The following is a 12,550-nucleotide window of genomic DNA, read 5'->3' as shown; positions in this document are numbered from 1 at the left end:
ATCCTCGCTGGCAAAACATGGGTGGATAACGTATGACTATTTCCTTGGGGCGTCACCTGTGCGGTAATGCGGCGATCGCTACCCAGCAGGAATGGTTGGTCACTAACGGTGTCGGTGGCTACGGCTCTGGCACGGTGGCCGGGGTGCTGACGCGTCACTACCACGGGCTGCTGGTGGCAGCGCTCAAGCCGCCGCTGGAGCGCACCTTGCTGGTGACTAAGGTCGATGAAACTGCGACTTATTTAGGCCAGTCCCACGCGCTGTACTGCGATCGTTGGACCGATGGCACGCTGCAACCCGAGGGTTTTCTATACCTAGAATCGTTTCGGCTGGAGGGCACCATCCCAATCTGGGTCTATGCGATCGCCGATGCCCGCCTCGAAAAGCGCGTTTGGATGGAGCCGGGGGCCAACACTACCTACGTGCGCTACACCGTCAGTCGCGCCAGCGCCCCCGTGGACCTCACCCTAAAGGTGCTGGTCAACCACCGCCATCACCACCACAGCACCCAGGGCAAGGGTTGGCAAATGGCGATCGCCGACTGTCCCCAGGGCCTACGCATTCAGGCGAAAGGAAACGTTGAGCCCTTCTATTTGCTCAGCGAAACCGCTCCAGCTATACCCGCCCACACCTGGAACAATGGCTACAGCCTCGCCGTAGAAACCTACCGGGGCATTCACCCCTACGACGACCACCTGCACGCGGCCACCTTTGCCCCCACTCTGGGCCAGGGTCAGTCGTTTACCCTAGTGGCCACCACTGAGGCTGATGCCGATCGCTCGGGGCAAAGTGCCCTACTCCGCCGCCTGGCCCACGAGCAACATTTGACGACCCAGGGCAAGACGGCTCAACCCGACGACTCGCCGCCCGCCTGGGTAAGCCAGCTAGTCTTGGCTGCTGATCAGTTTATTGTCAGCCGTCCCATTACAGCGCTTGAAGCTAACGACTCCACTGGGGCCAGGGATTTCGAAGGCACCCCTACCCCCCTCCCATTGGGGAACTTTGCGCCTGTCGCCAGTCTGCAGGATGAGGTGAAACAGGAGATCCCCACTGCTTCCCAACCAGCAGATGAGGCGGCAGAATGGTCTGACCTCACCTTTGCCAGCCCAGGCAAAACCGTAATTGCGGGCTACCCCTGGTTTGGCGACTGGGGCCGCGACACCATGATCGCCCTGTCTGGGTTGACCCTAACCACCGGACGCCCTGCCCTGGCCCGGCTGATTTTGCAAACCTTTGCCCGCTTTCTCGATCGGGGCATGCTGCCCAACGCCTTTCCTGAGAATGGCCAAGCTCCCCACTACAACACCGTAGACGCCACCCTCTGGTATTTTGAGGCCCTGCGCGCCTACCACCAGGCCACCGCTGACACGGCGCTAATCGAAGAACTCTTTCCTCAGCTGCAGGAGGTGATTACCTGGCACTGCAAAGGCACCCGCCATGGTATTCAGGTCGATGCTACTGATGGGCTGCTCTCTGCCGGAGAGCCGGGGGTGCAGCTCACCTGGATGGATGCCAAAGTGGGCGACTGGGTAGTCACCCCTCGCATTGGCAAGCCGGTGGAGGTCAACGCCCTGTGGTACAACGCCCTGCTGGTAATGGCAGATTTTGCCGGAATTTTGGGCCAGCCCGTCGGCCTGTTTCAGGAGTTAGCTTCCCAAACCCGCCAAGGGTTTCAGCGCTTTTGGAGCGACGATTTGGGCTACTGCTACGATCTGCTGGATGGCCCTGACGGCGCAGATGCGGCCCTGCGGCCCAACCAAATTTTTGCCGTCTCCCTCCCCGATGCCACCCTGGGAGAACCCTGCCTGAGTACTGAGCAGCAGCGGGCGGTGATGAATGTGGTGGCCCAGCGACTGCTGACCTCCCACGGGTTGCGATCGCTCGATCCGGCCCATCCTGACTATCGTGGCCACTACGGCGGCGACCTGGTGAAGCGCGACGGAGCCTACCACCAGGGCACTGTCTGGAGCTGGCTGATTGGTCCCTTTGTGCAGGCCCACTGGCGGGTCTACCAAGATGCCGATCTGGCCCACAGCTTTCTCGACCCGCTGATTCACCATCTGCACGGCGGGGGCTGCCTGGGCAGCATCAGCGAAATTTTTGACGGCGACGCCCCTATGGAGCCGCGCGGCACGTTTGCCCAAGCCTGGTCAGTGGCCGAGGTGTTGCGGGTGAGCGCTTTACTCAGGCCGTTGATGAAGGAGTAGGAGAAGGGTTGAGGGTATAAGGTACAGGATCCAAGGTCTTCCCTTAAACCCTATGCCTTGCACCTTATTCCCTTTAAAGCGGCGCACTGTCACGATCGCAGCTTCCCCCCAGCGCCTCGACCACCACACAGGTATTCACCACCAGCACATCCTGCATAGTTTCGGCGGCACTGCCGGGACCACCTGGCCCTTCCACAAAGAGAGGCTGATCCGCTACGGTAACGCCCGCATCCTTAGCGACGGTTTCAATTAGCTGGGGGTTGGTGGTGGTTTCGGCGAAAATGGCGGGTACCTGGGCAGCCTTGACCTGTTCCACTAGTGCCGTCAGCGCACCGGGTGTCGGCTTTTGGTCGGTGCTGAGGCCGCTGAGCGCCCCTTTGACCTCAAATCCGTAGGCATCGGCAAAGTAGCCAAAGGAATCGTGGGTTGTTACTAGTTGGCGCTGGTCAGCGGGTACGGTAGCCACCTGCATTTGAATCCAGCGATCGATTTCTTCGAACTGTGAGACTAGGCGGCTGGCGTTCTCAGCGTAGAGATCGGCTTGGTCAGGGTTCGTTTCAGCTAGGCGATCGGCAATCACCGATGCCATGGCGGCGTTGTGGGTAGCACTGTGCCAGATGTGCGGATCGGGCGCTAGATCTGGCTCGTCGGTGTAGTTGGCAGACTCATCGCTACGCTCCTGGGCTGCCTCAGCGCTAGGTTCGTGGTTATGATCATCGGTTTCAGCGTGGTCGGTTTCGTGGTCGTGAGCGCTCATCAGAGGCTTCGGTACCGCTTGTTCGTACACCGCCACTCGCGGTGCCTCAGTGGTGCTGCCTTCCACCATCTCGATTAGGGTGGGGGCTGAGCCGTAGCCGTCGTAGAAAATCAGGTCAGCCTCCTCTATAGCCTGGCGATCGGAGGGTTTGACTTGGTAAGTGTGGGGGTCGGTGCCGGGGTCGAGCAAGCAGGTGAGGGCGACGGTGGTTTCGGCGATCTGCTGGGTGAGGTCGCAGAGCACGCTGGTCGTGGCGACGACCACTGGACTGTCCGCTGCCACCGGGGCTTCGGCTCCGGATTCTGCCACCGGGCCGCTGTTGCCGCTGCACCCGACTAGCCCTACTGTCAGGGCGATCGCGCTGCCCCACCGCTTCACTATTAGAGGTAGAGGCGCTAGCGGGTTAACCCGGTGTAAAAACATGGCCTACTTCTCCCAGAAACAGATAACTGCTTTAATATGATAGTGATAATGGTTATCATTTCATGGGTGCCATGCTAGAGGTTCAAAACCTGTCTGTCAACTACCGGGGAATGCCGGCCCTAGAGAACGTTTCTCTCTCCCTAGGGACGGGAGAACTGGTGGGATTGATCGGCCCTAACGGCGCGGGCAAAAGCACCCTAATTCAAGCGCTGTTGGGGCTGGTGCCCTGTCGGGGGCAGGTGCTCTTTCAGGGCGCACCGCTGCGGCGACGGCGGCGGTCGGTGGCCTATGTGCCCCAGCGATCGCGCATCGACTGGGATTACCCGATCACGGCCGGGCAGGTGGCGATGATGGCCCAATCAGCTCTGGCGGGATGGTTTCGGCGGCCCAGTCAGCGGGCGAAGCAGCGGGTCACGGTGGCTTTAGAAAGGGTGGATATGCTGCATTTGTGCGATCGCCCCATCGGTCAGCTCTCTGGTGGCCAGCAGCAGCGCGTGTTCCTCGCCCGCGCTCTGGCCCAGGATGCCGATCTGCTGCTGCTCGATGAACCCTTCACCGGCATTGATAAAAAGACCGAAGCTCTAATGCTGACGATCTTTGCCGAACTCCAAGCCGAGGGCAAAACCTTGGTGGTGTGCAGCCACGAGTGGGGCGACGCCCTACACCGCTACGATCGCCTGCTGCTGCTCAACCGCTGCCTGCTAGCCGATGACACCCCTCAAGCGGTGATGACCTTTGACAACATTCAGCGGGCCTACGGCCAGGGACCAGAACCCAGCGGGGCGATCGCCTCCTACGCCGATTTCTTTTGCTGATGGTTCGGCCTTGGGCGAATCGAAGGCTTCAGCTGGCGAGACATGGAATGGTTCCACCTGAGATTGAACTTTGCTAATAGTGGCCTTAAGCACCCTGAGGGTTAGCCTTTGAAAAGTCACGATCACAACATAGCAAGATTGCCTGCGCTAGGGCGAGCTGCGCCACTGCAGATGACGGTATTAGGGGCAAGAAGCTGCAATACCGGCATAGGACGATATCTCGCGGTAGCTTGAAGAAGCCGCTTGTGGCACTGAAACTTACCTTCTAACCGAGATGACCCAATATACGCTCTACGGACCGACCATCAGCACCTACGTGCGCACCGTCCGCATAATTTTAGCGGAGACCAACACGCCGTACGATTTCAAAGAGGTTGATATCTTTAGCGATCGCGACCCTGAATACCTAGCCAAGCATCCCTTTGGGAAGGTGCCCACCCTGGAGGTAGATGGGGAAGCGCTCTACGAAACCTGCGCCATTGTGGAATATCTTGACACGGTGGTGGGCAATCGCACCTTTACCCCCGCCGACCCCATGGGCCAGGCCCGCATGCGCCAGATCATGGGAATCGTCGATAGCTATCTCTACACCCCGGCCATTAGCACAATCACCATTCAGCGACTGATTGTGCCCAGTCAAGGCGGGCAACCCGACGAGGCTGCTGTGGCCGAAGCTACCCCTAAGGCGAAGACTGCACTGGAGGCAATTGAGGCGATCGCCTCCTGTAGCCCTTACCTGCTCGGCCCCACTATTACTCTGGCCGACTTCTATCTGATGCCGGTGATGCTGTATCTGTCTAAGACGCCAGAATTTGCCGCCGTCACCGGCCAAATCCCCAAGCTGAACTCTTGGTGGGCTGAGGTCAGTCATCGCCCCAGCTTTTTAGAGGTGATTGCCTAGAGCTACAAAGCAGAAGGATGGAAAGGGTCTAGATACACAAAGGTTTTCGCCTCAACAGACTGGGCGAGGTTGTTGCCGTTGCAGAGTGTCACTAGGCTTCTTAAATATTGGGATGCGTTGAAGTTGTCAACAACGCATCCTCACCGTTATTAGCCACACCTTTCGACGTAGGATTGCCACAAGTATTTTGGTGTCCACCCAAGGATACGCTTGGCATTTTCAATGTCTAACAGTGAACGAAAAGGGGCTGTTTCATAATCAATCCCGCCTCGCCATTCAACATCTGGCAGTACGAATTCTACAAGCTGACGGCTTGTCCTGCCTGAGGTGGTAACGTCGGCAGAAGAAACCAATAGACATGTGAACCGATCAATATTGCACGTTAGTGCGCAAATGCAGGCCTGCGATAGATCGCGAACATCAATAAATGCGCCGTACTCCAAAAAGGGTGCCATTCAAACTGAGCATGTTTTGCCCGTTCTAATTGAATCCAGCTATATGTTTCCTCCGTCCACACGCCGGGTGGTCGAAAACAGACAACTGAAACATCGGTAGATGCAGAGAACTGACGACACATCACTTCTGCAAGATACTTGGATATCGCATAGGGTGTGGCTGCATAGCAGGGATGAGAATCATCAAGAGGCAAGTAGTCTGGCGATCGCTCACCCTTGAAAACTCCCAATGCATCAACGCTACTCAAAAAGACAACTCTTGGGATGCTTAGTTTTTTCGCTACAGACAAAACATTCCAAGTTCCCTGTAGATTCACCGCCATAATGTCGGTATCACTTTGCTCAGGAAGCCCAAGCAGAGCTGCTGCGTGAATAATGGCGTCGCATTCTTTGGCTGAATGAAACAGTGAATCAGGATCGAGGATGTCTTGACCCTGGGCCAGATCGTACTCCACGACCTCATAGTCAAGACTCGTTAGATCTGATACAACCTGCGAGCCAACTAATCCACGACTACCGGTGACTAGAACTCTCATTGTTTGCAAAGTGCCCCTGTACAAGGCTCAACTTGAACCTTTAAACCGATTCAGAAGACTCAAAGGTGCCTGACGTTCAGGGATCGCTTAAAAGCTGAGATCAGAAATTACTCTCTCGAGCAATAATCTCCCTCTACCCCCGGAACTCTGAAGCTACAATCATCGAGCCAATGCCCAGATCGCTAAAGATCTCCAGCAGCAGGGCGTGGGGCACGCGGCCATCGAGAATGTGGGCGGCACCGACCCCCTGGGCGAGCGATCGCACGCAGCAGTTCACCTTCGGAATCATCCCCCCCGACACCACCCCGCTTTCAATCAGCTGCCGCGCCTGCTGAATATCGAGCTTGGGCAGCAGGGTGGAGGGGTCGTGGTAGTCCTCTAAAATGCCTTTGGTGTCGGTGAGCAAAATCAGCTTTTCGGCCCCCAGAGCGGCGGCAATTTCCCCCGCTACGGTGTCGGCGTTGATATTGTAGGCCTGGCCCGTTTCGTCGCTGGCCACGCTCGACACGATGGGAATGTAGCCCGCCTCCACCAGCGTTTTGATAATGCCCGAGTTAATGTTGCTCACCTCGCCGACAAAACCCACATCAGCCGAGCCCTGGGGCCGAGCGGTGATCAGGCTGCCGTCTTTGCCGCAGAGGCCTACGGCCTTGCCCCCCTCCTGGTTGATCAGCGACACCAGCTCCTTGTTGACCCGGCCCACCAGCACCATTTCCACCACGTCCATCGTAGGGGCGTCGGTGACCCGCAGGCCGTCTTTGAACTGGGGCTCAATGCCCAGCTTGCCCAGCCAAATGTTGATTTCGGGGCCGCCGCCGTGCACCACCACTGGGCGAATGCCCACGCAGGACATAAACACAATGTCGCGAATTACGCCCGCTTTCAGGCTGCCGTCTTTCATCGCCGCGCCGCCGTACTTCACTACCACTGTGCGACCCCGAAACTGCTGAATGTAGGGCAACGCCTCGCTGAGAATACGAACTCGGGCGGCCTCGGCCTCGTGGATGCTGTCCGTTTGTGAAGAAGGAGACTGAACCATGGCGCTACCGATAGGGTTGGCGGAAATTAAGCTGCCAGTAGTGTATCAATTGAGCACGGCAGAATCGGTACCAGAATTAGCCTCAGAACGAATTCTTTCGGCAACCAGATCGAGAATGCGGGCGGCGATCGCCTCCACCGCTTCCCCAGCCCCCACTGTCACCTGCACATCGGCCTGGGCGTAGAGGTGCTGCCGCTGCGCTAAAAGGGTGGTCAGCTGAGTTTCCCAATCCTGCCCCTGCAACAATGGCCGGCCCGTCTCCCCTGCCAGGCGCCCTTGCAGCACCGCGGTTGGCACATCCAGCCACACCACAATGCCGTGGTGCAGATAGCTCCAGTTTTTCTGCTGGGTGACAATACCGCCGCCTGTGGCGATCACCAGACGCCGGTAGGCCGAAAGCTCGGCCAGTACCTCGGTTTCAAGCTGACGAAAGGCGGTTTCTCCCTGGCTGGCAAAGAGGTCGGGAATGGACTGCCCCGCTGCTTCTACTACTACGGCATCGGTATCAAAAAACTGGTAGCCGAGCGTTTGGGCTAGGGCCGCGCCCGTGCTGCTTTTGCCAGCGCCCATCATGCCGATGAGGTAGAGGTTAATGCCGTTGAGGCGATCGGTCAGGGTCATGGAGGGAAGGGGTGAGGGAGTGGGCGGGTAGGGGGTGGGGAAGATGAGGGGATGAGGAAGGTAGGAGAGTTAGGGGGTGAGGGCCTCGTCGGTGTCGTCCCATTCGTCGTTGGGCGGGCGGGTGGGGGTAGATTCGCTGCGATCGGTCCAGGTTGTGGTGGTTGTGGTGGCTTCGGCGGCGGTGTAGGGAGGCACAATCACTCGATAGTCGGCATCGACGACGCCATCTTCAGCGATTTCGGGTTCACCTAGGTCGTCACCTTCTTCCTCATCTCTGTTGTAGGCACTGTTGTCGGCGGCATATACCGAGCCTCTGGCGTAGGCAGTGTCAACATACCGAGGGTCTGGGTCATTGCCGTAGATGACGTCATCAGGGGGGGCGTAGATGTTGTCAACCTGGCCACTCTGGGGGGCCGGGTCGTTTTCGTCGCGATAGCTGTAGGAGTACAGCGATCCGTCTCGATACAATCGGCGCGGGGCCTGGGAGGCTTCAAAATTACGATTGGGGTCGAGGCCGCGATCGCTAGTAGATTCCCAGCCCTGGGTGATGTCATCCAGGTGGTCTTCTACGGGGCTAACGCCAGATGCTCGGTAGGGGCGATTTTCTAGCTCGTCCCAGTCGGTGTCGAGCTCCCGCAGCGACTCGTTGACCCGCTGCTGCTGCTTGGCCTGTTGTTTGCTGCTGCTGAACCATGTAGTGACGCTATCGACTATCCCTGAAGCTGGGGAGGATGACGGGATGGTCTCGGGTTTAGGGGCTTGGCTAAGCGATTCCCAATCGCTCCACTGGGCGGGCGATTTCAAATTTGTCCAGGCTCGCCAGCTGGGGTCATCGTCAGCGGGATTATTGCTGCTGGTGCCTGGGGAGGCAGGCGATCGCCCCGCTCCGCCACTCCTCGATCCTGGTGTGGTGTAGTTGCGTCCGGTCTGGCCCGTCGAGGCCGTCCCAGAAGGTGAACTGGTGGGTTCGTAGAAGGACTGAGGCCGATATTTGTAGGCTGTGGAGCGATTGCCACCGCTAGGGCCAATCGACCCTAGCAGGGCGGTCAATGCCAGAGTGGTTAACGCCCCTAGACCCACGGCCCCGGTTAGCCAAATGCCAAGGGGCAAAGCCTGGGTTGTGCCGCCAAAAAAGACCAGGGGTAGAGCCGGGGCCAAGTTTTGCACCCCAAGCAGCAGCACTGCCCCCAAAACCAGCAAGACCACAATTAGACGTATGGTAGCCATGGTTAGCCCTATAGCGTCGTCCTGCCCATCCTATCGTGACTCGCGGAGGTTAGACGTTAGACAGGTGCCCCTGCCAGCGGTTGAGGGGCACACAGTCGATGTCGAGCTGATCGAGGGCGCGGGCCACCACAAAATCCACCAGGTCGTCGATGGTCTGGGGCTGGTGGTACCAGGCCGGAATGGCAGGCACAATGCGCGCGCCGGCCTCGGCTAGGGTGGTCAGGTTGCGCAGGTGAATCAGGCTAAAGGGAGTTTCGCGCGGCACCACTACCAGCTTGCGGCCTTCCTTGAGTTGGACGTCGGCGGCTCGCTCTAGCAAGTCGGAACTCAGGCCCGCTGCTAATCGTCCCACGGTGCTCATGCTGCACGGTATCACCACCATCCCCGCTGTGCGGTACGAGCCGCTGGCAATGGTAGCCCCCACATCTCCCCAGGGATGGCAGCGCAGCTTGCCTGCGGTGGGCACCCCCGCCTGGTCGCGCCAAAACTGCTCCTGCTTCTCAGGGTCGAGGGGCATGTGAATGCTCGACTCCGCCTGCCACACCATCTGCGATGCCTTGGAGGCGACTAAGTCGACTACCCCATCGGCGTTGAGCACATGTCTGAGGGTGCGCACGGCGTAGATCAGACCCGATGCCCCGGTGACTCCCACGATGAGGGGACGGGTGAAGGTAGGTGAGTCGGTGGAGGGCATTTAGGTGGACGGGTAAATGGGTGGATGGGTGAATTAAAGGGCGATCGCTCTGTTTGATCGCTGCTAACGCTTTTGCCCTCTTCATCCTAACGAGCTAGGAGAATTGGAGCTAATTCATCACCCCATCCCTCACTCATCCACCCATGCACCCCTAACCTGAATCACCCTCTACTCACTCTCATCCTGTCCACCGTTGCGTCCATCGTCGCGCCCTTCCTCGCGCTCCTCAATAAGTTCGCCGTTGTCGTCTTCGCTGTAGTTGTTGTCTTCGTCTTCGGGGGCTTGGCTGCCGCCGCCGACGGCGACGAGGTCGATCTGCTGACGGTAGTAGTCGACGCTCTTGACCTGCACGTCAACTTTGTCGCCGAGACGGTATTGCTGGCGGTTTTTGCGGCCGACAAGCTTCTGCTGGCGGGCGCGATATTCGTACCAGTCGTCTTTGAGTGAGCTGACGTGAACGAGCCCTTCTACCAGCAATTCTTCGATTTCAACGAAGAAGCCGTAGGACTGCACCCCGGTAATCAGGCCATGGAAGACCTCACCGGTGTGCGATCGCATAAACTCCGCTTTCTTCAGCCCTTCTAGGTCTGATTCGGCCTCCTGGGCTAGGCGCTCGCGCTCGGTCAAGTGAATGGCGATGCGGGGCAGATCGTCCTCTAGCTCGTGCTGAATCTCGGGGGGCAGCACATTCCAGTTGACTTGACCGTGGCAGGAGCTGTGGCGTAGGTTGGCTGGGTCTTTGGAGCGGGTGGAGCGGCGATCGCGGCCCGACTCAAACACCGCATGGAGAATGCGGTGGATCAGCAAATCCGCGTAGCGGCGGGAGGGCGAGGTGAAGTGGGTATAGCCCTCGGTAAGAGCCAGCCCAAAGTGCAGGTCAGCGTGGGTGCTGTAAAAAGCGGGCTGAATGGTCTCTAGCAATAGGTAGGTGAGAATTTTCTCCGCCCCGGAGGCGGCAAACTGTTCTACAAACCGCTGGTAGTCTTTTGGCTGGGGAGTAGCCTCGTCATTGAGAGTGAGCTGGATCTCCATGTTCTCAGCCAGTTTCACCAGCTCTTGAACGTCACTGGCATCGGGAGCGCGGTGCAGCCGGTAGATAGCGGGCACTCCCAGAGCCTTGAGCTGCTGAGCAATTAGCTGATTGCCCAGCAGCATGCACTCCGTCACAATTTGCCGAGAGGGCAGGCTAGTGGCCGTCACCATCACCCCGAGCAGTCCTTCATCGTCGTACTGAAATTTGGGCGATCGGTAATGGGCAAGTGGCTCACCCGCATCAGCAGGAAAGTCGTACTCCGGCAAATTTAACTCAAAGGAACCACGGTGAAGGCGCTGCCGCTTGATCGCCTGGCTCAGGTAAAGCAGATTATCCATCAGGTCGTAGACCGGCTCTAGGGCCTTGAGGGCCTTTGGCTTGATGCCTAGGCTCTCGAGGACATCGGAGTTATCGCGCTCCAATATTCCCTGGGCTTCTTGGTAGGAAATTTGGTGGTCTACGGCCACCACCGTGGGCTGTACCTCGTACTCCTTCACGGCACCTGTGTCGTCGAGGGTGACCAGCACCGAGATCGCCAGTCGGTCTTTGCCCGCCAGCAGCGACCCCAGCGGACCCGACAGGGGCGGCGGCAGCATGGGAATAACCTCATCGCCTAGATAGACCGAGGTGCCGCGCTTGCAGGCCTCCTGGTCAATGGCAGAATGAGCCGGGACGTAGTGAGAAATATCGGCAATGTGAATGCCCAGTCGCCACTGGCCAGCGGCAGTACGCTCCAGGCTGAGGGCGTCGTCAACCACCTGGGCGTTGGGACCATCAATGGCTACGGTGAGGGCATCACGCAGGTCGATGCGGTCTTTGATGTCGGCTTTAAGTACGCGGGTGGGCAGAGCCTGGGCGGCGGTGAGCACCGTGTCAGAAAACTTGCGGGGCAGGTCGTGCTTGCAGTAGACGATGTCGATGTCGGCGGCGGCCTCGGCGTCGCTGCCGAGAATTTGGGCAACCCGGCCCTGGGGCGGGTGCTGCCCCAGGGGATAGCGCACGATTTCGACATGGGCTAGCTGATCGACGGCGTCGGCCAAGTTGCCGCCGTTAGCCACCAGGGCCAGCTCAAACAGCAGGCGATCGTCGAGGGGTACGGCGCGGTAGTCGTCGGCCTCTTGCTTGACGCGGGCCAGCACTGAGGCATTGGCCCGCTCAAGAATGAGCTGCACTTCGCCTTCGGGACTGCGGCGGCGGCTGCCCTCTTTGGTGACTTTGACCAGCACGCGATCGCCGTTCCAGGCCGTATTTAGCTGACTCTCACGCACGTAGATATCGTCGGCACCCTCTTCGTCCTGAATGGCAAAGCAAAAGCCCTTGCTGGAGCAGCGCAGCTTGCCCTCAATCACATTCTCCCCCAACTCGCGGCGATACTTGCCCCGCTCTTTGACTAGCACCCCAATCCGCTCTAGAGCATCAACAGCAATCTGCAGGTCGCGCTGGCTAGTATCGTCGTTGCAGTGCAGCTTTTTCTCTAGACCCTTGAGGGTGTGGGTTTTATCTTTGGCAAAGCTTGCCAGTAAGGCCGCGATCGAGAGTTCCATGTAGCGACTGATTCCTAAAACTATTCATGACTGGGGTGCCCCGGGCTACGACAGGTCATCAACCCGTATGAGCACCAGGGATGCGGTCTCAGTACGCTGCCTGTGGCAACGAGGCGACGCCGAAACCAGTGCTGGGGGTGAGCCGTAGCGGCAACTGGCCTCGATTCGTCTTCCTCAAGGCAAGGTTGCAGACAAGCGCTTTGGCTCCCTCCTCTAGCTATGGCTGAGAGGACAACCGACAGACTGGGGTAGCCAACGCCCAAGTGTAACTGCTACAGCCGTGGATGAACCCGGCAGG

The 12,550-nt window shown here is 58.7% G+C and carries 10 protein-coding genes; 3 read left to right on the top strand and 7 right to left on the bottom strand.

The window, feature by feature from the left end; genetic code table 11:
- Window positions 1-32 precede the first annotated feature (32 nt).
- On the top strand, window positions 33-2,207 hold the full coding sequence (locus H6F59_RS14300) for an amylo-alpha-1,6-glucosidase (RefSeq protein WP_190701092.1): 2,175 nt from the start codon (window positions 33-35) through the stop codon (window positions 2,205-2,207).
- Between the two features lie 73 nt (window positions 2,208-2,280).
- Here H6F59_RS14300 and H6F59_RS14295 read toward each other — a convergent pair whose 3' ends face one another.
- Complete coding sequence (locus H6F59_RS14295) at window positions 2,281-3,387, bottom strand: metal ABC transporter substrate-binding protein (RefSeq protein ID WP_190701088.1); 1,107 nt, start codon at window positions 3,385-3,387, stop codon at window positions 2,281-2,283.
- A 71-nt stretch (window positions 3,388-3,458) separates the two neighbouring features.
- On the opposite strand from H6F59_RS14295, the gene H6F59_RS14290 reads away from it, so the two are divergent.
- Together H6F59_RS14290 and H6F59_RS14285 are read left to right on the top strand one after the other, a co-directional pair.
- Complete coding sequence (locus H6F59_RS14290) at window positions 3,459-4,202, top strand: metal ABC transporter ATP-binding protein (RefSeq protein WP_190701085.1); 744 nt, start codon at window positions 3,459-3,461, stop codon at window positions 4,200-4,202.
- Between the two features lie 274 nt (window positions 4,203-4,476).
- Entirely contained in the window at window positions 4,477-5,103 is a 627-nt protein-coding gene (locus H6F59_RS14285) for a glutathione S-transferase family protein (protein ID WP_190701082.1), read from the top strand.
- 382 nt (window positions 5,104-5,485) lie between these two features.
- Here H6F59_RS14285 and H6F59_RS14280 read toward each other — a convergent pair whose 3' ends face one another.
- The 6 genes from H6F59_RS14280 to H6F59_RS14255 all read right to left on the bottom strand — a co-directional run bounded on the left by H6F59_RS14280 (window position 5,486) and on the right by H6F59_RS14255 (window position 12,252).
- On the bottom strand, window positions 5,486-6,094 hold the full coding sequence (locus H6F59_RS14280) for an NAD(P)-dependent oxidoreductase (RefSeq protein ID WP_190701079.1): 609 nt from the start codon (window positions 6,092-6,094) through the stop codon (window positions 5,486-5,488).
- Between the two features lie 133 nt (window positions 6,095-6,227).
- A complete protein-coding gene (gene argB, locus H6F59_RS14275; protein WP_190514817.1) occupies window positions 6,228-7,133 on the bottom strand; it encodes an acetylglutamate kinase in 906 nt (301 codons plus the stop codon).
- Between the two features lie 45 nt (window positions 7,134-7,178).
- On the bottom strand, window positions 7,179-7,754 hold the full coding sequence (locus H6F59_RS14270) for a shikimate kinase (RefSeq protein WP_190701076.1): 576 nt from the start codon (window positions 7,752-7,754) through the stop codon (window positions 7,179-7,181).
- A gap of 69 nt (window positions 7,755-7,823) precedes the next feature.
- On the bottom strand, window positions 7,824-8,981 hold the full coding sequence (locus H6F59_RS14265) for a hypothetical protein (protein WP_190701071.1): 1,158 nt from the start codon (window positions 8,979-8,981) through the stop codon (window positions 7,824-7,826).
- Between the two features lie 49 nt (window positions 8,982-9,030).
- Window positions 9,031-9,675, bottom strand: a complete 645-nt coding sequence (locus tag H6F59_RS14260) for a flavin prenyltransferase UbiX (RefSeq protein WP_190701068.1) — start codon at window positions 9,673-9,675, stop codon at window positions 9,031-9,033.
- A 168-nt stretch (window positions 9,676-9,843) separates the two neighbouring features.
- Window positions 9,844-12,252, bottom strand: a complete 2,409-nt coding sequence (locus tag H6F59_RS14255; protein ID WP_190701065.1) for a ribonuclease R family protein — start codon at window positions 12,250-12,252, stop codon at window positions 9,844-9,846.
- Between the last annotated feature and the right edge of the window lie 298 nt (window positions 12,253-12,550).

Origin of the sequence: Nodosilinea sp. FACHB-141, from assembly GCF_014696135.1 — a bacterium.
In the GTDB taxonomy this organism is placed as follows: domain Bacteria; phylum Cyanobacteriota; class Cyanobacteriia; order Phormidesmidales; family Phormidesmidaceae; genus Nodosilinea.
This window is presented reverse-complemented; position numbering and strand designations above follow the sequence as displayed.

Coding starts and splice junctions, on each gene's coding strand:
- H6F59_RS14300 (WP_190701092.1), top strand. CDS start 33: ATGACTATTTCCTTGGGGCGTCACCTGTGCGGTAATGCGGCGATCGCT.
- H6F59_RS14295 (WP_190701088.1), bottom strand. CDS start 3,387: ATGTTTTTACACCGGGTTAACCCGCTAGCGCCTCTACCTCTAATAGTG.
- H6F59_RS14290 (WP_190701085.1), top strand. CDS start 3,459: ATGCTAGAGGTTCAAAACCTGTCTGTCAACTACCGGGGAATGCCGGCC.
- H6F59_RS14285 (WP_190701082.1), top strand. CDS start 4,477: ATGACCCAATATACGCTCTACGGACCGACCATCAGCACCTACGTGCGC.
- H6F59_RS14280 (WP_190701079.1), bottom strand. CDS start 6,094: ATGAGAGTTCTAGTCACCGGTAGTCGTGGATTAGTTGGCTCGCAGGTT.
- argB (WP_190514817.1), bottom strand. CDS start 7,133: ATGGTTCAGTCTCCTTCTTCACAAACGGACAGCATCCACGAGGCCGAG.
- H6F59_RS14270 (WP_190701076.1), bottom strand. CDS start 7,754: ATGACCCTGACCGATCGCCTCAACGGCATTAACCTCTACCTCATCGGC.
- H6F59_RS14265 (WP_190701071.1), bottom strand. CDS start 8,981: ATGGCTACCATACGTCTAATTGTGGTCTTGCTGGTTTTGGGGGCAGTG.
- H6F59_RS14260 (WP_190701068.1), bottom strand. CDS start 9,675: ATGCCCTCCACCGACTCACCTACCTTCACCCGTCCCCTCATCGTGGGA.
- H6F59_RS14255 (WP_190701065.1), bottom strand. CDS start 12,252: ATGGAACTCTCGATCGCGGCCTTACTGGCAAGCTTTGCCAAAGATAAA.